Annotated in this window: 18 protein-coding genes and 1 pseudogene; 6 read left to right on the top strand and 13 right to left on the bottom strand. The window is 59.1% G+C overall.

Annotated elements, in window-relative coordinates; genetic code table 11:
* Nucleotides 1-265: 265 nt before the first annotated feature.
* Nucleotides 266-568, top strand: coding sequence for a hypothetical protein (locus HB376_RS18800; RefSeq protein WP_213765175.1), 303 nt, complete (start codon nt 266-268; stop codon nt 566-568).
* 93 nt (nt 569-661) lie between these two features.
* Here HB376_RS18800 and HB376_RS18795 read toward each other — a convergent pair whose 3' ends face one another.
* The 4 genes from HB376_RS18795 to HB376_RS18780 form a co-directional block, all read right to left on the bottom strand.
* Nucleotides 662-1,132 carry a MarR family winged helix-turn-helix transcriptional regulator gene (locus HB376_RS18795; protein ID WP_213765174.1) on the bottom strand — a complete coding sequence of 157 codons (471 nt, stop codon included), beginning with the start codon at nt 1,130-1,132 and terminating at the stop codon, nt 662-664.
* A 41-nt stretch (nt 1,133-1,173) separates the two neighbouring features.
* Entirely contained in the window at nt 1,174-2,712 is a 1,539-nt protein-coding gene (locus HB376_RS18790) for an MFS transporter (RefSeq protein ID WP_213765173.1), read from the bottom strand.
* A gap of 249 nt (nt 2,713-2,961) precedes the next feature.
* On the bottom strand, nt 2,962-3,420 hold the full coding sequence (locus tag HB376_RS18785) for a GNAT family N-acetyltransferase (RefSeq protein WP_346730524.1): 459 nt from the start codon (nt 3,418-3,420) through the stop codon (nt 2,962-2,964).
* A gap of 83 nt (nt 3,421-3,503) precedes the next feature.
* On the bottom strand, nt 3,504-4,259 hold the full coding sequence (locus tag HB376_RS18780; RefSeq protein ID WP_213765172.1) for an AAA family ATPase: 756 nt from the start codon (nt 4,257-4,259) through the stop codon (nt 3,504-3,506).
* 234 nt (nt 4,260-4,493) lie between these two features.
* Here HB376_RS18780 and fabV point away from each other — a divergent pair, with 234 nt between their 5' ends.
* Nucleotides 4,494-5,690: an enoyl-ACP reductase FabV gene (fabV, locus tag HB376_RS18775; protein WP_213765171.1), complete on the top strand. Its 1,197-nt coding sequence runs from the start codon at nt 4,494-4,496 to the stop codon at nt 5,688-5,690.
* A gap of 84 nt (nt 5,691-5,774) precedes the next feature.
* Here fabV and HB376_RS18770 read toward each other — a convergent pair whose 3' ends face one another.
* The 3 genes from HB376_RS18770 to HB376_RS18760 are packed head-to-tail and all read right to left on the bottom strand — an operon-like array spanning nt 5,775 to nt 10,007.
* Nucleotides 5,775-7,253 carry an efflux transporter outer membrane subunit gene (locus HB376_RS18770; protein WP_213765170.1) on the bottom strand — a complete coding sequence of 493 codons (1,479 nt, stop codon included), beginning with the start codon at nt 7,251-7,253 and terminating at the stop codon, nt 5,775-5,777.
* A 20-nt stretch (nt 7,254-7,273) separates the two neighbouring features.
* A complete protein-coding gene (locus tag HB376_RS18765; RefSeq protein ID WP_213765169.1) occupies nt 7,274-8,875 on the bottom strand; it encodes a DHA2 family efflux MFS transporter permease subunit in 1,602 nt (533 codons plus the stop codon).
* Complete coding sequence (locus HB376_RS18760) at nt 8,868-10,007, bottom strand: HlyD family secretion protein (protein WP_213765168.1); 1,140 nt, start codon at nt 10,005-10,007, stop codon at nt 8,868-8,870. The genes HB376_RS18765 and HB376_RS18760 overlap by 8 nt, the downstream gene beginning before the upstream one ends.
* 92 nt (nt 10,008-10,099) lie before the next feature.
* Here HB376_RS18760 and HB376_RS18755 point away from each other — a divergent pair, with 92 nt between their 5' ends.
* Nucleotides 10,100-10,906 carry a CerR family C-terminal domain-containing protein gene (locus HB376_RS18755; protein WP_213765167.1) on the top strand — a complete coding sequence of 269 codons (807 nt, stop codon included), beginning with the start codon at nt 10,100-10,102 and terminating at the stop codon, nt 10,904-10,906.
* Nucleotides 10,907-10,964: 58 nt separating this feature from the next.
* Here the strand turns inward: HB376_RS18755 and HB376_RS18750 are convergent, their stop codons facing one another.
* Together HB376_RS18750 and HB376_RS18745 are read right to left on the bottom strand one after the other, a co-directional pair.
* Nucleotides 10,965-12,020, bottom strand: a complete 1,056-nt coding sequence (locus tag HB376_RS18750) for a class I SAM-dependent methyltransferase (RefSeq protein WP_213765166.1) — start codon at nt 12,018-12,020, stop codon at nt 10,965-10,967.
* A 108-nt stretch (nt 12,021-12,128) separates the two neighbouring features.
* The gene (locus HB376_RS18745; protein WP_213765165.1) at nt 12,129-12,341 is read right to left on the bottom strand and encodes a DUF1059 domain-containing protein; all 213 of its coding nucleotides are present in this window, start codon (nt 12,339-12,341) and stop codon (nt 12,129-12,131) included.
* A gap of 549 nt (nt 12,342-12,890) precedes the next feature.
* Here HB376_RS18745 and HB376_RS18740 point away from each other — a divergent pair.
* Both HB376_RS18740 and HB376_RS18735 read left to right on the top strand, forming a co-directional pair.
* A complete protein-coding gene (locus HB376_RS18740; protein WP_213765164.1) occupies nt 12,891-13,235 on the top strand; it encodes a hypothetical protein in 345 nt (114 codons plus the stop codon).
* 131 nt (nt 13,236-13,366) lie between these two features.
* Nucleotides 13,367-13,897: a Spy/CpxP family protein refolding chaperone gene (locus HB376_RS18735; protein ID WP_213765163.1), complete on the top strand. Its 531-nt coding sequence runs from the start codon at nt 13,367-13,369 to the stop codon at nt 13,895-13,897.
* Nucleotides 13,898-15,125: 1,228 nt separating this feature from the next.
* On the opposite strand, the gene HB376_RS18730 is transcribed toward HB376_RS18735, so the two are convergent.
* Entirely contained in the window at nt 15,126-16,310 is a 1,185-nt protein-coding gene (locus HB376_RS18730; RefSeq protein ID WP_213765162.1) for a M20 aminoacylase family protein, read from the bottom strand.
* 115 nt (nt 16,311-16,425) lie between these two features.
* On the opposite strand from HB376_RS18730, the gene HB376_RS18725 reads away from it, so the two are divergent.
* Nucleotides 16,426-17,385, top strand: a complete 960-nt coding sequence (locus tag HB376_RS18725; RefSeq protein WP_255631429.1) for a LysR family transcriptional regulator — start codon at nt 16,426-16,428, stop codon at nt 17,383-17,385.
* A 235-nt stretch (nt 17,386-17,620) separates the two neighbouring features.
* Here the strand turns inward: HB376_RS18725 and HB376_RS18720 are convergent.
* The 3 genes and pseudogenes from HB376_RS18720 to HB376_RS18710 form a co-directional block, all read right to left on the bottom strand.
* A pseudogene (locus HB376_RS18720) lies at nt 17,621-18,106 on the bottom strand (DinB family protein).
* A 177-nt stretch (nt 18,107-18,283) separates the two neighbouring features.
* Nucleotides 18,284-19,192, bottom strand: coding sequence for an ion channel (locus HB376_RS18715; protein WP_213765160.1), 909 nt, complete (start codon nt 19,190-19,192; stop codon nt 18,284-18,286).
* Nucleotides 19,193-19,508: 316 nt separating this feature from the next.
* Nucleotides 19,509-19,883: a DUF3574 domain-containing protein gene (locus tag HB376_RS18710; RefSeq protein WP_255631428.1), complete on the bottom strand. Its 375-nt coding sequence runs from the start codon at nt 19,881-19,883 to the stop codon at nt 19,509-19,511.
* Nucleotides 19,884-19,942: the final 59 nt, after the last annotated feature.

The following is a 19,942-nucleotide window of genomic DNA, read 5'->3' as shown; positions in this document are numbered from 1 at the left end:
GCCCCTTTTCCGGGTCCGCGATTCTCAGGTGCGCTGCCCCGGCGCTCGCTTGTACATTCGCTTGAACCATGTCAATCTATTTCCCATTCGCCGTGCGGTGCCTGCATTGAAAGAATCGATCAATAGCGATTCCCTGTCGAAGCCCGCAACGCGGTGAGCCGTGTCACGCGAGCCGTTCGTCCCCAGGGTCTATACAAGAAGAAAAAGCGCTATCGGACGCGGTCGCCGTTTCATTAAGGTACTTCATTAATAGACGGAGTCAGCCATGTCTATTGTTGCTATTGATGGTGTTCGTTGGACCAATGATCGCGTTACCCACGTACGTTGGGGCAACATCGATGAATTGACGGCCAACTGGACCTCGGCGCCCAAAGTCGTGGATGTGGACCGCGTGGTGAAGGTCCTGGAGAAAGGCGAGCTGGTGCGCACGGTGTTCAAGCTCGGGGGGCGAAGCTATCTGGGTCCGCAGGTTAGCTCCATCCCTTACGCTAACGGGCACATTGGCATTGAAACCTCTTTTGAAGAGGGCCGGATTGAAAAAACGTTGGAAGATCTGCCAACCGTTTAATCGATTCAACGGACTTCGTTTTTTTCTCTCCGCGATAATGGCGCCCGCTTGGGCGAAGGGCATTTGCGCTTCGCCCAAGCGGACGCGTTGCAATCATTCGTCGAGGAATGATTGCTCCAGTTCGTCGGAATAAACCTCCGCAAGCAGCGCGCGCAGCTTCGACGCCCTGGCTGCGCCATAGGCGTTTTCGAAGCGCATTTGCGCTTCATTCCAAAGCGCTTTGGACTCGGCCAGTTTCTTTTTTCCTGCGGGGGTCAAGGCAACGCAACGACCGCGTTTATCGGTTTCATCGGCAAGTGATTCGATAAAACCGTCGCGCTCGAGCGGCTTGAGATTGTGTGAAAGCGCGGAGCGGTCAAGCACCATGTCTCTGGCTAGATCGCTCATGTTCGGCGCGCCTGCGCGATCGATATGCGCCAGTGTGGAATGTTGCGACAGCTTGAGGCCGCAAGGCGCAAGCACGCTGTCGTAGAGTTGCGAGAGCCTGCGCGTGGCCTTGCGCAACGCGGCGCCGTTGCATAACGAAACGGCGGCAGACGAGTGCTGTTTATTCGAAGTGTTCATGGCTCGCGTGAAAATAACGGTTCAAAGATCGTCAGGCTATCTTAGTCTATTGACACATCCAGGCGCATAGCCGACTGCCGATCCTGATGAGGCGCAGTTTCATCGGCGCGAATCAACAGCCAGCACAACGCGCTCGCCACGAATGCAACAGCGGACGCCGCGAACAGCACACCCTCGTATCCGTAGCCAAGGCTGGCTCTTGCGATCGATCCAAGGCCCTGATGCGCTGAAATCAGCGACGCAGCGGAAGCCAGGTTCCCATTCGCGATAGAGCGCGTAATCTCCAGCTTGTCGTGACCGCCAAGTGCCGGCAACTCTCTCTCAATGCTCGCCTGGATTCGATAAAACAATAATGCGCCGAGCGCCGCGAACCCCACCACAATGCCGCTGAACCGCATGGTCCCCGATACACCGGACGCCATGCCCGCCCGTTCCACGGGGATTACCGTCATGCTGACCTTGGCGATCTGACCGTTGAGAATCCCGGCGCCCGTGGAGGCGACCAGCATGGGGAGGAAGATCGCGCTAAAGCTGAACGCCTGGATCTGCAGCGCGGTTCCGAACAAGCCGGCCGCGACCAGCAACAAGCCGCAAACAAGCAGCATGCGTCCCGACATCCGATGATCGAGATACACGGACACAATGCGCGGCACACCGAACAAGGGCACAGCGAGCGGCAGCATCAGCAGGCCGGCGTTGAGCGGCGAATAGCCGAGCGCGCTCTGGAAAAAGAAGGGCAGATAGGTCAGCATGGTCAGGAACGCGACCGCATACGACACACCGGCGAGATTCGCGCCGAGATAGGTCCGCTTGATGAAATAGCCAAGCTCGACCATGGGCCGCGCCTGCTTAAGTTCGACGATCACGAACGCTATAAGGAACATGACTGAGCCCACCAGCCGCGCCCTGACGGAAGTACTAAGCCATCCCTCGCGATTGCCTGAAATCAGCGCCCAGGTCAGCAGTCCTAGAAACGCGCTGAACGTTACCACGCCCCAAACGTCGATGGCGATTGCGTGCGGGTCTTTGGATTCATCGACTACGAAATACGTCAGGGCAATCATGATTGCGCCAACGGGCAGGTTGACATAGAAAGCCCACTGCCAGCCCAGTGACTGCGTGATCAATCCGCCTGCCACGGGCCCGAGCATGATGGCCACGCCGATCACCGAGCCCCAGAATGCGAACGCCTTGGCGCGCTCCTTCCCTTGGAATCCATGCGCGAGGACCGCGAGCGCCGCGCTGAGCTGCAATGCGGCACCGACGCCTTGCAACGCGCGTGCGCTGTTCAACACCACCGTTGATGTAGCGGCGCCGCAGATGAAAGACGCGGTGGTAAAGACGAACAAGCCGATGATCAACAGGCGCTTTCTGCCGAAGCGGTCGGCGAGCGCGCCAGCGGGCATCACCAACGTGGCAAACGCCAGCGTGTAAGCCGAGATCACCCATTCAATGGCGGCGAAATCCGCATGGAGCGAACGCGCAATCGACGACAGCGACACCGCCACAATATTGGCGTCCAGGTTGATCATGAATGACGGTACCGACACGCACAACAACAAGAGAAATCTTTTCTGCATATCTTTGCCTTGATAGGATAACGGCGGCCGGGCTGGGCGAATCGACCCGTTGCAAGTACATTGAATGTAGTTGCATATGCCAATATATTATCGCGTGCAGCAATTTAGGCAAGCAAATTCTGTTGCGTGCCTATACGTGATAAGACCCCGTCTTAGCGGAAATGAAGACGCACGGATACCCGTGCGTTTGTGTTCAGGAGGAGTGCGGAAGGCGCGTGGGTGTTTCAGGCGGCGGGGCTGCCGGAGGCTCTACAAGCTGAGCTTGTAACCCTCGTGGCTTGCCTTGAAGCCGAGCTTTTCATAGAAGCGGTGGGCGTCGGTGCGGCTCTTGTCGGTCGTGAGCTGGACCAGGCTGCAACCTCGCGACCTGCATTCGGAGATCGCCCAGTCGAACATCTTCTGGCCCAGCCCGGAATCACGGCGATGCGCGGCGATTCGAACCGCTTCGATTTGTCCTCTCCACGACCCCATGCGTGCAATGCCGGGGATAAATGAAATTTGCAACGTGCCTATTGTCTCGTCGCCGTCGGCAACCACGACCAGTCGCTGGTTCACATCGGCTTCTATAGCCTGGAATGCGTCGACATATCTTTGGTCGAGCGGCGTGCCAGTGATTTCTCTCTGGCTACCCAGTTCATCGTCAGCTAACAAGGCGACGATTGCAGGGATATCGACCAAGAGAGCGGTCCGGAAAATGATGTGTTCCACGTTAGAACCTCATAAGCTCAGGAGTTGAAGAATACGAACCCGGGGCGCCGCGATCGACGAACCGCAACGTTCGACGGGCCATGTCATTCCTCGTCACCCAGAAGCGTGCGCAGCATGCGTTCGGGGTTGGCCAGGAACGACCGCATGACCTGGAAGTGTTCTGTTTCTTCGTAGCTGACGCGCGTTACGCCTTCCGTAGTGAATTCATAGATCCACGCGTCCGGATACGCCATCAGAATGGGCGAGTGAGTTGCAATGATGAACTGCGATTCGTCGCGGGCCAGGTCGTGAAGCCTGGCAAGTGCAGTGAGTTGCCGTTGTGGAGACAACGCGGCTTCAGGCTCGTCGAGGAGGTAAAGACCTTTGCCGCAGAAGCGGTTCATCAGCAGCGCCAAAAAAGACTCGCCGTGCGAGCGCTCGTGCAAGGAATTCCCGCCGTAGGAATTGATGACCGGAGGACCGAACGACGGTTCAGCATCGAGGTTTTCGATCTCGGTGGCCACGTTGAAGAAGCTTTCCGCTCGCAGAAAGAACCCGTCCTTCGGCCGTCTCACTCCTTTGGCAATGCGCAGGTATTCGTCAAGCACCGAGTGCGATGCCCGGGTACCAAAGTTAAAGTTCTTCGTGCCGCCTTCCGGGTTGAATCCCATCGATACAGCGATGGCTTCGAGGAGCGTTGATTTGCCGGAGCCGTTTTCGCCGACGAAGAAAGTCATCTTTGGATGCAGCTCAAGCGTTTCCAGCGACCGGACCGCCGGCAGCGAGAACGGGTAGCGATCGAATGACTCGACCTTGTCGCGCTGCAAGCTGATCCGGCTGATGTACTGGGTAGAGATCATGATGTAAGCGTTACGCTTTCACGAAGGCCGCAAGTGACGCGATATTTTGGAATGCATTGCATGGATACCGTAGAAAGCCGCACCTGTCGCCGCTTGGACGAAGCGCTATCTTAACCCGATGGGCCACCATGTAATGAAGCGCGCGGGTACCGACATGACGCCCGTCATTTACAATACTCGAAATTTTTCGTGCCGCCCGACCGCAATCCCGGCGTCCCCACAAGCGAGGTCTTCATGATCGTCAAACCACGCGTGCGCGGTTTCATCTGCGTGACTACTCATCCCGTCGGCTGCGAAGCGAACGTCGAAAAACAGATCGACTATGTGGCGGCACAAGGTCCTATTTCGGGGGGACCCCGGAAAGTCTTGGTGATCGGTGCATCGACGGGATACGGTCTTGCCGCCCGGATCACGGCGGCGTTTGGTTGCGGCGCCGATACCCTCGGTGTCTTCTTCGAACGTCCCGGTGAAGACAGTAAGCCGGGCACGCCCGGCTGGTACAACACCGCAGCTTTCACTCGATTCGCGGCGGCGAAGGGGCTGTACGCAAAGAGCATCAATGGCGACGCTTTTTCCGATGAGATCAAGCAGAAGACAATCGATGCCATCAAGCGAGATCTCGGGCAGGTTGACCTGGTCGTGTATAGCCTCGCGTCACCGCGGCGGACGCACCCTAAGACCGGGGAGGTCTTCAGCTCGACGCTGAAACCTGTCGGTAAGGCCATTACGCTGCGCGGCCTCGATACCGATAAGGAAGTTGTCAAGGAAAGCAGCCTGGAACCGGCGACGCAAAGCGAGATCGACAACACCGTGGCCGTGATGGGCGGTGAAGACTGGCAGATGTGGATTGATGCACTGCGTGCAGCGGGCGTTCTGGCAAAGGGAGCGAAGACCACTGCGTTCACATACCTGGGCGAGAAGATAACTCATGACATCTATTGGAACGGTTCCATAGGCGCTGCCAAGAAAGACCTGGATCAAAAGGTCCTGGCTATCCGCGACAGCCTCTCGAATCATGGTGGCGATGCGCGCGTCTCGGTATTGAAAGCGGTTGTCACGCAGGCAAGCTCAGCCATCCCCATGATGCCGTTGTACTTGTCCTTGCTGTTCAAGGTCATGAAAGAAGAGGGGACGCACGAGGGTTGCATCGAACAGGTCTATAGCCTCTACAAAGACAGCTTGTATGGCGACTCGCCGTGCATGGATCAGGAGGGCCGGTTGCGGGCGGATTACAAGGAACTCAGTCCGGCAGTCCAGGCTCGCGTAGAGGAACTCTGGGATCAGGTCTCCAGCGACAACCTTTACGAACTCACCGATTTCGCCGGCTATAAGCGCGAATTTCTGCGGCTGTTCGGATTCGAGATCGAGGGGGTCAACTATGAAGCCGATGTCAATCTCAAGGTGGACATTCCCGGCATCGTCCAGGATTAGGTCCGCGCAGCGCCGGCCCGATTCTATCGAGGCCGGCGCGCCAAAGCCGCGTAAGGGAGAGGCGGTGTTCTCAACGCGCTCGCGTCACCCCTGTACGCGCCAGCCGAGTCCCAGGCTCTTCTGCAAAGAGACAAAATCCTTCAGCAATTCAGCTTGTCCAGAGACTACATTCTGCTGCGCGCTGAACTGCGTGCGTTGGGTATCGAGCAGGTCGATCAGGCTCGATGCACCCGCCCTATAACGTTGACGCATCAACGTAGCCGAGCGGTCCGCCGACGCCTGCACTTGCTGCAGCGTTGCCAGATGTTCGCGCTGATGCCCATAACGCGACAATGAAGTATTCGCGTCCTGCAACGCGGCTAGCACGGCATGCGTGTATTTCGCATCGGCCTCGTCGCGCGACGCTTCGGCGCTGTGGACGCTCGAGAGCGTGCGGCCGAAGTCCAGTATGTTCCACTGCAGATAAGGCGCGCCAATCCAGCTGAAGTTGTTCTTGCGGACAAGGTGGCCGGGATCGGCGGCGGTATAGCCGATGTCGCCGAACAACGTTACCTTCGGGAAGAAGTCAGCCTTGTGCTCGCCGATCTGAGCGTTACTGGAAGCGAGCCGCCGTTCCGCGGCGCGAATATCGGGCCGTTGCTGCAACATTGAAGCAGGGTCGCCGATAGCCACGGACGCCGGCAAAGCCGGCAACGGGCGTAGCGCAGACAACTCCTGATCGAGCGCCCCTGGAGCCTGGCCCGTCAAGACGGCAAGCTGATCGAGCGACTCGGCGACTTGCGCGTCCAACGGCGTCAGTGTTGCCCGGGTGTTCTCGACCTGCGTGGTCAGGCGTTCCACATCGACGTCGGCCGCCGTGCCATGCTCGCGGCGCTGCTGCGTCAGCGTGAGCATCTGCTGCTCGAGTTCAGCCGAGCGTTGTGCAAGCGTCAGGCGCTGCTGCTCATCGCGCAGATCCACATAGGCCTGCGCGACTTCCGCGGCAAGCGACACTTGCGTGTCGGCGAGGTCGGCGTCCACCGCGTCCGCTTCCGCCGTAGCCGCTTCCACCGCGCGGCGCGTGCCGCCGAACAGATCAATTTCCCACGTCGCATCGAAGCCCGCTGTATAGAGCTGTAGCGGTCCTCCTCCGGACGAAGATGAACTGCCCGAGCTGCCCTGAGACGATGACAGCGAACTCAGGTTAGGCTCACGCATACGCAACGCGGCGGCGTCGAAAGACGCGTTGGGCATACCGTTCGCCTTTTGGTGCTGCAACTGCGCGCGGGCTTCGCGCAGACGCGCTTGCGCCGCGTGAACGTCCGGGTTATGGGCGAGCGCGGCGTCGATCAATGCGTTCAATTGCGGGTCGTTGAGCGACAGCCACCACTGACTGGGTGCGCGTGTCGAAACAATGCCGACCGTGGGCGTACGCACGAAGTTGGAGGCATGCGCCGCGTCGGGCGCGACCTGGGGTGCACCGGCGTAGTCGGGGCCGACGGTGCAGGCCGAGAGGGCGCAGACGGACGCAAGCAGCGTAAGCGGCAACGTAAGAAACAGAGGAGCGGTAGGGCGAGGGAACATCGTGGATAGTGTCTTTGCCGTCAATGGCCGGCGGACGTCGAAACGGGGCCGCGTGGAGTCTTCAGGAGGAGCGCGAGCGGCACGCAGGCAAGCAGCGCGAGACCGAGCAGATAGAACGTTTCGGAGTACGTGATGACGGTAGCCTGCATATGGATCTGCGCAGCTATCTGGCCGAGCGCGCGCATTTTGGAGTAGGCCATGTCGCCGGTTTGTGCGAACCAGCTCGCAGCGCTCGACGCCAAGCGCTCCTGGCCGACCAGCGAGTTGGCCGTGAGCGATTCGCGGATCATCGCGGTATGGAAGGTGGTGCGCCGGTCGATCACGGTCCCGATGATTGCGAGCCCAACCGAGCCGCCAAGATTGCGGGCCATGTTGTAGAGACCGGCGGCATCACCTGAATCCTCGCGCGACACCGCTGCCATCGACGCTTGATTCAACGGCATCAGCGCCAGGATTTGCGCAAAGCCGCGGATCAACTGGGACCAGAAGAAGTCGTGGCCGACGCTCTGGGCGGTCAGGTCGATATCGAGCATGCAGCTCAACGCAAACAACAACAGTCCGGCGATCACCAGCATGCGGAAGTCGAGCTTGCCAAGAATGCGCGGCAGGACGGGCATGATCAGAAAGGCGGGCACGCCCGATATCAGCATGATGGCGCCCGATTGCTGCGCGTTGTATCCGGACACTATGCCAAGGAACTGCGGCAGCAGATACGACACGCCATACAACCCCGCGCCGACCGCAAACACAATGACAATCACGCTTGCATAACGCGGGTTGCGCATCAGGTTCAGACGCATGATCGGCCGCTGCGCGGTGAGTTGCGAAATGGCGATCAGCACCATGCCGGCCAGCGACACGCAGGTCAGCGAGACAATCAAGCTGGATTCGAACCAGCGTTCGCGTTGACCTTCTTCGAGCACGACGGTCAACGAGCTCAGGCCGATCGTGAGGCCGATAATGCCGACCCAATCCGCCTTGAAAAAAGTGCTCCAGTGCGGCCGGTCCGACGGCAGCCCGACAATCAGCAACGTGATCAGCGCAATGCATACAGGCAGGTTGATAAAGAAGCACCAGCTCCAGCTGATGTTCTCCGCCAGCCATCCACCGAGCACCGGTCCCAGCAGGGGACCGAGCAACACGATCAGGCCGAACATCGTCATGCCGACGGGCATCTGTGAGCGCGGTAACCGGGTGCGAATGATGGTCTGCGCCGTCGGGATCATCGCGCCGCCCGCGAAGCCCTGGCCAATGCGGCCGGCGATCATCATGGGCAAGCTGTGCGACCATCCGCACATCATGGAGAACGCGATGAACAGCGTGGCATTGACGAGCAGGAAGTTACGCAAGCCGAACACACGCGTGAGCCATGCGGCAAGCGGGATCATCACGATCTCGGACATCAAGTAGCCGGTCGAGATCCACGTACCTTCGGTGCCGGTTGCGCCAATCTCGCCCTGGATCTGCGGCAAGGCCGAGTTGGTGATAGAGATATCCAGCGTGGCCATCAGCGCGCCCAGCGAGCCGGCCGCAACCGCGAGCCAGTCCGCCGCGCTCGCGCGCTCCGCTTCCGGCGCGGGCGCCGCGGGCGAGGAAGCGGCTGCCGTGGTCACATCAGCCATGATCGTTCTCGGCTTTGATGCGCTTGTCGCCCTCTTGGGAGGAGCGCGTATCGACATCGGCGGTAACCGACAGGCCGGGTAGCAGCACGCTGCGTGTCTCCGGCCCAGTTTCAATGCGAATGCGCACGGGAATTCGCTGGACGATCTTGGTGAAATTGCCCGTGGCGTTTTCAGGCGGCAGCAGCGCGAACTGCGCACCCGTGCCGGGCGCAAAGCTGTCCACCACGCCGTGCAGATCGGTGCCCGGCAGCGCATCCACGTGCAGGGTCACGGGCTGGCCGACGCGCATGTGGCCGACCTGCGTTTCCTTGAAGTTGGCCGTCAGATAGGTGCTTTGCACCGGAACCACCGACAGCATCCGCGTGCCCGGCTGCACGTACTGACCGACTCGAACCGAGCGGTCGCCAACCTTGCCGGCCAGTACGCTGCGCACGACAGTGTCCTGCAGGTCGAGGTGCGCTTGCCGCGCGCTTGCCTCTGCTGCGTCAAGCTGGGCACGCGCCTGGGCGATCTGCGCGGTGGTGGCGGCGATCTGTGTCTCGGCGGCGTCGACCGCGGCCTTATTGGCTGCCAGCGTTGCCAGTGCCTGATCGCGTGTGCTGGTCAACTCGGACAGCCGTTCGCTGGTTTCAGCGCCGGTGGCTGCGAGCGGTGCGTAGCGCTGGACTTCGTCGCGTGCATGCTGGGCGCTTACTCGTGCGACTTGCTGCTGCGCTTTGGCCTGTTCGATGTTGGCATGCTGCTGGAGGATGTCAGCTTGCGCGCGCTGGATATCTGCGGCGCGTGCAGCGATGGTCGCCTGTGCCTGGTCGAGCGCGACCTGGTACTGGCGGGTATCGAGCCGGACCAGCGGGTCGCCGGCCTTGATCGTGGCGTTGTCACCTACGTAGACATCGGTCACGTAGCCGCTGACCTTGGGCGCTACAGTGACGCTGTCGGCTTGCAAATAGGCGTCGTCAGTGCTTTCAATAAAGCGTCCGACTGTCCACCAGCGTGCAAGCCAGATTCCCGCGAGGACAAGCACGACTATCCCAAGCACCACCAGGATCAGGCGTTTTCCAGATCGCCGCGTGGGCGCAGCGGTGGAATCTTGCGGCACTTCGTGCGGAGGCGAGCCTGCGGTTGTTGACATCTTTAATCCAAATTATTCCAATCGGAACAATTATTCCAGTTGGTAGAATTGTGTCAAGTGATATATTTGTTTCGTTGAAGGGAGAAGGACGAATGAACGACACAAAACGGCTACGCCGTCCGTCGGCCGGCGGATATGTGCGAGGCGACGAGACAAGGCTGCGAATCATCGAAGCGGCGATCGAGTCATTTGGGGAGCATGGTTTCGAGGGCGCGTCCACGCGTGACATCGCCGCGCGCGCCGGGGTCAATGCACCCGCGTTGCAGTATTACTTCGAGAATAAAGAAGGGGTGTATCGGGCGTGTGCGGAATATCTCGCCGACTCGTCCTGGGTCACGCTTGAGCCGGTGGTGACGCACGCAGCAGATGTGTTGAGCAAGGACAGTGATATTGCGGTGCTCATCGATGCTTTCATTCGGATTCAGGAAGCCATTGCAGACCGTATGTTCGTGAAGGCTTGCGGTACGTCCAACCAGCGGCTTTTCTTTACGCGTGAACAGGCAGGACATGAGCCGACCATTGCGTCGGAGATCATGATGCGGCGCGTGCGGCAGCCTTTGAACGATGTTGGCTCAAGGTTGATCGCGCGCATCACCGGCGCGAAACCCGACGATGAGCTTACGTTGATCCGGATGCTGAGCTTGCACGGACAACTGTTGATGTTCCATGTCGCGCCGCGCACGACGCTTGCGTTACTCGGATGGAAGGATATAGACACCGAGAAGGGCGACTTGCTCAAGGCGACCGTGCGCACGCAAACGCAGATCCTGCTTGAGCAATGGAGCAGGGAGGGTTTGGCAAAGAAGCCGGAATCGAGTGCACGAAAGAAGCCCGTTGCGAAATCGGCGGCCAGGAAACGTGCTGCCCTCAAGGGCGCGAAGGCTGGCGCAAAAAAGTAGTAAAGAAGACTATGCGAGAGGGTTCTCGCCACACTAAGCCGGGAACCCTGCGCACGGTTTATCGCCGCGCCTCGAACACGAGATTGAACGGCGTCGCCGTCGCCCGGCGAAACTGCCGGAAACCTCCCTCTGTGACCACGTCGTGAATCCGCCGCTCGCCAGCTTGCGCGCCCAGACACATGGCGCCCGCTTGAGCCCTGGAAGCCGGCGTACAGATCAAGGTAGATGCCGAGTAAAAGATTCTCCCAACGGGATTCAGGTTTTCTTCAAGCGTATCGTTGGCAAAGGGTTCGACGATCATCCACGTGCCATCATCTCCCAGGGTTTCATAGACGTGACGCGATGCCCCGAGTGGATCGCCCATGTCGTGAAGGCAGTCGAACATGGCGACAAAGTCGTAGTTACGTCCCGGATAATCACTGGCTGACGCGACTTCGAAACTCACGCGGTCACTCACGCCTGCCGTCGACGCCGACTCTCTGGCATGCTCGATAGACCCTTCGTGGTAGTCGTAACCCACGAATGTCGATTGCGGATAAGCCTGCGCCATGATGATGGTGGAAGCGCCGTGTCCGCAGCCAACATCGGCTACACGTGCGCCGCTTTTGAGTTTCGTCTCCACGTCGCCAAGCGACGGTATCCAGTTGCTCACGAGATACGCCGCATAGCCCGGACGGAAGAAGCGCTCGGTGCCGTGAAAGAGCGAGACATCGTGCTCATGCCATCCAACGCCCAGTCCGGTCTTGAACGACTTCACCATCTTCGGGATGATCTTGAACTGCGCGACGGCGATCTGGAACGCGCCGGGTATGAACGCCGGGCTGCCTTCCTCGGCGAGCGCAAAGGACTGTTCTTCGCTCAAGCTGAAGCGTTCCGAGGCAGGATCGTAGTTGACGTAGCCGCTCGCAGCCTGTGCGCTTAGCCACTCGCGAACATAACGCGCGTCCGTCTCGGTCGCCTGCGCGAGTTCTTCCGCACTTAGCGGCTTGGCGGCTAGCGCCTTATAAAGCCCGAGCTGATCACCGACTACTACGGTGGCCGCATGCATCACCGCGCCGAGATCATGGACAAACGCTCCCATGAATGCATCGAGTTTTGACTGGTCGATTGCCATGACGTGCTCCCTTAAAATGCGCGGCGCCCGGTTATAACTTGTTCGCCATACTTATTAATGTATTGATTGCGCCGAGCGGAAATGAGGTTCTGATCGATCAACGCAGAGTCATGCGGTTCGCGGGGACTCGACCGGCGGAGTGCCTGGGTGAAACAGCGCACTTAACTGGGTACGCAGTTCGGGAGAGTCGGTGTGTTTATGAACGGACACGGCATGCTGGACGGCGGCATCCAGAAGTTCCTGGTCGGAGTCTGCAGACAGCGCGATGGTGCAGTTCATTTCGCTAGGAAACTCGCGGCAGTCGATGTATTTGCGGGTCATGGCGTTACCCCCCAATTACGTAGTACGGAGTTAAGTGACAAGGAAGGGCCGGGGCGGCCCGACGCGTCTTGTAACGAACAAGCGCTTGCGAGGATTATAGGTCGCTGACAGGGGCTTGCGAACTCATTCATCGTTACGCCGGACGGTGCAAAGCGCCGCAGTTCAGGTGGAAATTTTTATTTCCTTAGCGAGTTAAAAGAGCGGACGAACGCCCGTTCGCCTTTATAGGAGGGCTGGCTTGGTTCTTGCGCTTATGGTGAGATTGAATCCGTACCAGGCCTTGAGATTCAGTGTGTATGGATCGGCCAATTGCCTGTACTTCGGAAACTTTTTTGAACCGCGGGTTATCAGATGCACGAGGGCTGCCGGTGGTTTAGCGCGATGGAACTGTAAGTAATGGGGGTTAAGCTGGTCGCGCAATGACGGTGGACTCATTCCTCCTCTGCATTTGATCGCCGGTCGTCTTGGCCCCGATCGTCGTTCATCGGTGATCTTGCCGCGGTTGTCGATGCAGACACTTCACCTCTTAAATGAAAGGAGACGAGCTTAATGATGCAGCGTTCCCGAAGTTTGTTGTATCGCCGGTTGGCGACGGTCGCTATTGCGATTGCCGCTGCAACGTCCGTGCTACCGGCGCAAGCGCAACACCGTGGCAACGGCGGCGGTCGCGGTGGATACCATGGTGGTCACGGAGGTGACCGTGGCGGTTATCGAGGCGGTGGCGGGGGCGGTGGTGGTGGCTTGCTCGTCGGCGCGTTGCTGGGTGTTGTCGCGGGGGCGGCTATCGTGGGGGCCGCCACACAGGCGCCTCCTCCGGTGGTGTATTCCTCACCGCCGCCCCCACCGCCGCCGGGTGTTGCTTATTATCCGAATAGTTATCCTCCTGGTTACTGAGCTCGCCGCCTCGAGCCCGCCAACCTCGTTGAGCGCACCTGAGCTTATCGAGTACTTTGGCCGGCAACAAGACCACAACGCGTTCTGATAAAAACGTCGCGAATCTAACAACTCAATTCAAGCCTCCCAACATGAAACCATCCATTCGTATTGCTGTTGCGCCTGCATTGCTGGCGCTTGCCTGCTTCACGACTTCCGCGTGGGCGCAGACCACGGCGGCAAGCGATTCAACCGCAGCGCCTTCTTCGGCCGCTTCGGCGCCCCTTAGCCATGCACAGAAGCACGCAGATTTTGTGGAAAAACGAATTGACGACCTGCACGCGCAGATGAAGATCACGAGCCAGCAAGCGCCACAGTGGGACGCTTTTGCGCAAACGATGCGCGACAACGCGGCCAGGACCGATCATGCCTTCCGCGATCGTGCGCACAAGCTGCCTTCGGAGAATGCGGACGACGCCATGAAGTCCTACGCCGAGTTGGCCCAGTTGCACGCGGACAATATGCAGAAGCTGGCTGCGTCGTTCAGTGCCCTTTACGCTACGCTGTCCGATGAGCAGAAGAAGATTGCTGATCCGCTGTTCCGAAATGAGCAAGCGAAGAAGCACGCAATACCGCGCAAGCATAAGCCGGCAGCGTCGGCTCCGGCGCCGGCCTCGAACTAAGCTTCGGTTGTTCTGGTGTGCGAGCCTTTAGCCGGTGTGGCGGGGCTCGATCTTCTCAGATAGCATTTGTCTGGATACCTCGATCGGAGAGGATCGCAACGAATCCACATACGAGGATTGGTTTTCGCTCGCGCCGGTGGACGGGTTTTTTGGGGGTAGGGGTTGGCGGTCTGGGTTGATGCTGGGGTGGTCGGTTCTGGGGTTAGTGGTCGGGGTCTATGCCGGGTTGCTGCTTTCGGCCGTGGTGGTCCGCGTGAGTCGGATTTTCTCTTTATCACTGTTAGCCACTGTGCGTGGCGGCACGTCATTTCTTTGTCCAAAGCGACAAAGAAACGAAGCAAAGAAAGCGCTTTCAACCACGCTACCCTAAGTGTCCACAGCGTGCAGTTTCTATTCATAGGTGCCCCAAAAGCACGGTGCTCGCCAGAGCGCAGGATGTGTGAACCCCTCTTTCTCCGAACACCGATACCCACACGCTTCGCCACCAGTGATTGAACCTGCCCAAGGGACACCCCGCGCTATCCGCGGACGACCAACCACCGAATTTTCACGCATGTCGAACCACGTCGCCAACCCTGCTGGAAACGAGGTCGCGAAGATGCGGGTGGCCGTAACCGACGAAAATAGCTGTGCAGAACGCGCAGCCAATTCACAAAAACTGAAGCAGTAAACACAAACACGCATGAAGCTGTGGCTAATGAATACGGTCGCACAGACCAGGTAGGTAACCTGTCAAAAAACCGCAGCCGTAAATACCTGTAAGGCCGTGCGGGTTCCTTAGCAATGGTGCTTGCCCGAGAGCGTACGGGGCGAAGCGTGTTCGTGTCAGGATTCGCGAGAAAGAGGGTTTCACACATCCGTGGTTCTGGCGAGCACCGTGCTTTTGGGGCACCTATGAATGAAAACTGCACGCTGTGGACACTTAGGGTAGCGTGGTTGAAAGCGCTTTCTTTGCTTCGTTTCTTTGTCGCTTTGGACAAAGAAATGACGTGCCGCCACGCACAGTGGCTAATAGTGATAAAGAGAAAATCCGACTCTCGCAGACCACTAACGCCGAAAGCAGCAACCCCGCTTTAGCAGGCTGGGCTGTAATGACTGACATGGAAGTCCCGTGAATGCTTGGGTCTTGCGCACGGCCAAGCGCGATGCCGAAGCACCGCACAGTGCACAAGCTTTGCGTTACTACCGATATTGCTACCGAAGTGCTACCGATTCACCCGAGAGAAGCCTACTGCGCGAGGAAACGCTCGACCAGACGAGTCCAGTAGGCGGCGCCGACGGTGAGGTTGTCGTCGTTGAAATCGTAGGACGCGTTATGCAGCATCGGCGCGCCTTCACCATTGCCCAAGCGCAGGAAACACCCCGGCTTCTTCTGCAGGTAATAAGCGAAATCTTCGCTGCCTGCGATCGGGCCGAAGTTATCGACAACCCGGTCGTCGCCAACCAGTTCGCGCGCCACTTGCAATGCGAATTCCGTCTCGGCCTGGCTGTTGATCACGACCGGATAACCCGGGACGTACTCAATCTCCACGCGTGCGCCATAGGCGCTTGCCTGAGCGTCCGTCAGCGCGCGAATACGCGCTTCGAGCAGCTTGCGCACAGCGGGGTCGAACGAACGAACGCTGATCTGCAAACGCGCGGACTCAGGAATCACGTTGGCGGCATGACCCGCGTTGAAAGCGCCGACCGTGACGACGGCCGTTTGCATCGGGTCGATACTGCGCGCGACCACCGTTTGCAAGGCAGTCACCAGTCCCGCGCCGATTACCACCGGGTCCACGGCAAGATGCGGGCGCGCTGCGTGGCCGCCTCGGCCGTGAATGGTGATGTTGACCGTATCCGATGCCGCCATGAAGGGGCCGCTGCGGAACATGAACGTGCCTGTCGGATAGCCGGGATGATTGTGCAAGCCGAAGATTGCCTCGCAGGGGAAGCGCTCGAACAAACCGTCGGCAATCATTCGCATGGCGCCGCTGTCCGCGCCGATCTCTTCGGCAGGCTGGAACACGAGATGAACCGTGCCGTTGAATGCTCGAGTGCGCGCGAGGTGGCGTGCTGCGCCCAGGACCATGGTGGTGTGGCCATCGTGGCCGCACGCGTGCATCAGGCCCGCGTTGCGACTGGCGTACGGCAAACCCGTTTCCTCGGCAATCGGCAACGCGTCCATGTCGGCGCGCACGGCCACGGCACGGGTCCCCGTACCCGCCGTGAGCGACGCGACCATGCCAGTTCCACCCAGGCCCCGCGTCACCTTGTAACCCCAGCTTTCCAGGCTTTGCGCAACGAGGTCGGAGGTTTGAAACTCCTTGTACGCAAGCTCCGGATTCTGATGCAGGCGATGACGGATATCGCTTAGTTCATCGCGCAGATCCATCGTGTCGTCTAGTGAGCAAAAGCCCTTGGTATTTTCCATGGTCGTGAGTGTCTCTCTGTAAGAAATCTAATGGGGGAGTATTCTGCTGCAAAATCCGCTAATCAATGACGTTCGTTGACCGATAATGTTGACCTGCATGTCAACAGACAGCGATATGGCTAAAGACAATACGCCTGCCCGCGAGAATTTGCTTAGCGCCCGGAGCTTGCGTTATCTGCATGAAATCGACTTGCATGGCGGAGTGCGTGCCGCGGCCGACGCGCTAGCCATTAACGGTTCCGTGATCAGCAGGCAAGTGGCGCAACTCGAACGCGACCACGGGGTTGTACTGCTGGAGCGCCGCGGCAGGCGCGCAGTGCTCACCGAGATCGGGCTAAGCCTCGTCGAACATTTCCGCGAGAGCTGCCGCCGCGATGCCGACATGCTGGCGCAACTGGAAGATTTCAGGAGCCCGCGACGCGGACGGCTGGGCATTGGCGTGGGCGAAGGGTTCGTCGAGAATCTGCTGGCCACTGTGCTGGAGCGCTTCAGCTTGCAGTTTCCTGACATCGTGGTGGAACTGCGTAGCGGTGCGACGTCGGAAATCATCGCGATGGTCCGCAATGACGACGTCGATCTTGGCTTATGCGCGGGCGGCGGCAGCGACCCCGCCATACGCGCTCGCACGTTCCGCGCGGCGCAGTTCTGTGCGCTCGTCAGTCCACGCCATGCGTTGGCGGGTGAGCGGCGCATTCGCTTTGAACAGTTGCGCGATCAGCGGCTTATCTTCATGCCCGAGCGCTTCGGCGCCCAGCAATATCTCGATGCCATCATTCGGGCAGAGCGGCTGAACCTGACGCCGTCGTACCGCTGCGATCTTTTCTCGGCTGCCCAGGCCATTGCCGCAGCGGGACTGGGCGTGGCGTTCATGTCGACGGATGCGGCGCGGCAATACCTTGAAGCGGGGCGCCTGGTTGCACTCGAACTGGAGCATCCGATCGCACGCGAATTCAGCAGCCAGGCAATACGGCGCGTCGGCCGGCGGCTATCTCCGGCTGCTGAATTCTTGTGGCGGCATCTTGTAGAAGCGATGCAGCGACGATGGGCCGCTGCATCCTCTAAGCAAGCCGAGTGACGGCCTTAGCGATCGCTAAGCGGCGTGGATTGAAGGGTATGCATTACCACGCTGCAATACGAGAATGCGCGAAAGCAGTTCATCGCGGTCCATGTAACAGCCTCGCAGGAAGCGCTTCCCGCTCGCCTGATCGAAGGAACGGTCGCGGCGCGAAGACCGGCAAGCAACTGCGGGAACGATGGGTCCCGACCGCTCATAAACCATGCGCCGGCGCTTATCCGGAAACCGGGCAGCGTTAATCCTCTTGCGCCACGTCGCGCAGGAACACGGGAAGATCGGTAGCGGATGGGGTGACCCCTGCCTGATACATCAGGTCGCCGACAAAGCCGCGGTGATAGGTGCCGTGGTTGACCACATGCAGGATCATTTCGTTGCAGGTCATGACACCCTCGCCGCCGCCAATAAACTTGAAGTGAATTGACCGGTCGAGATCGTCGGCCGATAGACCCTCGGCGAAATCGACATACCACTAGTCCAGTATCCGGACCGCTTGCCACAGTTCTTCCAGAGACGGATGACTCGGCGTATTGCGTGCGGAGTAACCATGTTCGCGTCCCTGCAGATGGGCCTGGAACACGGCGTCTATGACGTAGATATGGTTCAGCGTGTGGACCATATTTCCGAAGCGTGTCTGCCGTGGCCGGACAACTTCTTCGTACGGCATGTTCCTCAGCATGGAGAAGGTGAGATCATTGGCCCAGGCTTTATAGCGGGTCAACATTCGGACGGTCTTGTTAGCGGCAGTCATCGGTTCCTTCCGTGGCAAAAATCAGATGGCGATCCATCAAGCGGAATAGCGTGCATTAGCTTATCCGCCAGGAAATCGGTGCGACAGAGACAGTGACCGTATGAACCACCGGGTCAGTTGATGCTCAAGCGTCGCGAACCTCAATCCGTGTCAGAGCGGCACGACATCGTGAAACTTGCCGTAGTCGAGATGCGTCTCACCGTCCCGCTCGACCATCAGGTCGACGTACTGATGCTGCCAAAGAATCAATTCAGGCGGCCATGCATAACGCGCCTGCATGGGCTGCGCCGTGGTTTCGTCCAGGCCTTCCACCATCAGCATCAACTCGGCGTTGCTCGCTTTGAGCGACTCGAGCGTCTGGCCAAAGAGCGGGCTTTCTTCATCGATGACATGCATCAGGCTCCAGCCGAGCAGGAAGATCGGATGCTGTTCGCGGATCAGCGGAAGGTCAAGCACCTTGCGAAAATAGAATCCTTCGGGAGTGGTCTCCGAACGCATCAGGCGCATCTTGGCCTTCGCTTCCACAATCACGTTTTGCCGCGCATTGGCGGCGCGGACCATGAGTGTCATGCGACCGTCGATAGGACGAACCACGGCGCGTTTCGCGAAAAGAATACGTGCATGGGGCCGTGAAAACCGCGCGAAGATCATGCCGGTCGTCAACGCAATGCCTGACATCCCAACGAAGATCTCGAACGTGGCGACGCTGTGGCCGTAGATGGTATCCGGATGCATGTCGCCATAACCGACCGTTGCAAGTGTCTCCACGCTGAAGAAGAACGCGCCTAGCAGACCTGGAGGAGACTGGTTTGCAATGGCGTGATGTCCCAGCAGGTATAGCAACGCGAACCCGAAGTTGAGCAGGAGAAAGAGCAGCGCGGCGACCGCGAAGAAGAGCGGCCATCCGACTGTCAGTGCTATGTGATAGATGTCCTGCCAGAAGTAGGTCTTGAGGCCATGCGTGACGACATGGCGGTTTTCACCCAGCGCCAGCCGGCGATGCGGTGCCCCAGGCTCGTATGCCTCATCGGATGACGACTGCGTGGTATTGAATGGCATCGTTGAAATGACTCTCAAAAGTGAAGACGGCACATCTCGAGCGGAGATCAGTATGATCCCGATGGCTTGTTCTTCGTTCATCACGGCGTAGGGAGCGAACGCTGGAGCGCGGACGGTTTCGCGAAACTTGTATAAGACCGATACCGGTTGAACAAGTCGCTCGCGCGTCGGAGCCGCAGAAACTGCGGGACCGAATGTCCATCTTGACTAGCTCGGAACGCGGTCTATTTTTAAGTTGAGGTAGCAGTTCGTAAGATCGCTGAAGATCCTGGGAGCGCAACTGCGTGCTGTCGCTTAAGGGGACACTTAAAAAGGCTTAAAAAGAAACGCAAGCGTGGCTCTTGATCCTGAGCACGGACTCCTGGCTAAAGCGTGCTTTGTATTCGTTGCCGATCGCTTTTACCGCAGCTTCGCTAGGCTCGTTGTCGGGATGGACCAGGCTAAGTACAAACGAGGCTTCGTGAACGATCGTGGTATTAGCGCCCTTCCATTGTCCGGAGGCTTGCCACACCGTCAGCCCTTGAGGAAACCGGGGCGTCACTGAGGTTCGCAGGAATTCCGTCCACTCTCCGGGCGTAACGATACCGACGGGCTTGGCCGTGCCGAAGATCATTACGTCGTTGACCGCGCGCTCTTCGCCGGGAGCGCACTGAGTCTCCTGTACTGCGGCGCATCCATAGACGGTAAGCATGGACGTGAGCGCCGCAGCGGTTCGAAGACGAGATAAGGTCAGTAGCGTCATTATTTGTG

It is taken from the genome of Caballeronia sp. dw_19, from assembly GCF_018449515.1.
Classification (GTDB): Bacteria; Pseudomonadota; Gammaproteobacteria; order Burkholderiales; family Burkholderiaceae; genus Caballeronia.
Note: the sequence above shows the minus strand (reverse complement) of the source record. Positions and strands in the feature narration are given on the sequence as shown.

Bases quoted from the DNA above. Each gene is read 5' to 3' on its own strand.
- HB376_RS18755 (WP_213765167.1), top strand. From the start codon at position 10,100: ATGAACGACACAAAACGGCTACGCCGTCCGTCGGCCGGCGGATATGTG.
- HB376_RS18800 (WP_213765175.1), top strand. From the start codon at position 266: ATGTCTATTGTTGCTATTGATGGTGTTCGTTGGACCAATGATCGCGTT.
- HB376_RS18735 (WP_213765163.1), top strand. From the start codon at position 13,367: ATGAAACCATCCATTCGTATTGCTGTTGCGCCTGCATTGCTGGCGCTT.
- fabV (WP_213765171.1), top strand. From the start codon at position 4,494: ATGATCGTCAAACCACGCGTGCGCGGTTTCATCTGCGTGACTACTCAT.
- HB376_RS18765 (WP_213765169.1), bottom strand. From the start codon at position 8,875: ATGGCTGATGTGACCACGGCAGCCGCTTCCTCGCCCGCGGCGCCCGCG.
- HB376_RS18710 (WP_255631428.1), bottom strand. From the start codon at position 19,883: ATGCTTACCGTCTATGGATGCGCCGCAGTACAGGAGACTCAGTGCGCT.
- HB376_RS18730 (WP_213765162.1), bottom strand. From the start codon at position 16,310: ATGGAAAATACCAAGGGCTTTTGCTCACTAGACGACACGATGGATCTG.
- HB376_RS18770 (WP_213765170.1), bottom strand. From the start codon at position 7,253: ATGTTCCCTCGCCCTACCGCTCCTCTGTTTCTTACGTTGCCGCTTACG.
- HB376_RS18760 (WP_213765168.1), bottom strand. From the start codon at position 10,007: ATGTCAACAACCGCAGGCTCGCCTCCGCACGAAGTGCCGCAAGATTCC.
- HB376_RS18795 (WP_213765174.1), bottom strand. From the start codon at position 1,132: ATGAACACTTCGAATAAACAGCACTCGTCTGCCGCCGTTTCGTTATGC.
- HB376_RS18715 (WP_213765160.1), bottom strand. From the start codon at position 19,192: ATGCCATTCAATACCACGCAGTCGTCATCCGATGAGGCATACGAGCCT.
- HB376_RS18740 (WP_213765164.1), top strand. From the start codon at position 12,891: ATGATGCAGCGTTCCCGAAGTTTGTTGTATCGCCGGTTGGCGACGGTC.
- HB376_RS18745 (WP_213765165.1), bottom strand. From the start codon at position 12,341: ATGACCCGCAAATACATCGACTGCCGCGAGTTTCCTAGCGAAATGAAC.
- HB376_RS18790 (WP_213765173.1), bottom strand. From the start codon at position 2,712: ATGCAGAAAAGATTTCTCTTGTTGTTGTGCGTGTCGGTACCGTCATTC.
- HB376_RS18725 (WP_255631429.1), top strand. From the start codon at position 16,426: ATGGCTAAAGACAATACGCCTGCCCGCGAGAATTTGCTTAGCGCCCGG.
- HB376_RS18750 (WP_213765166.1), bottom strand. From the start codon at position 12,020: ATGGCAATCGACCAGTCAAAACTCGATGCATTCATGGGAGCGTTTGTC.
- HB376_RS18780 (WP_213765172.1), bottom strand. From the start codon at position 4,259: ATGATCTCTACCCAGTACATCAGCCGGATCAGCTTGCAGCGCGACAAG.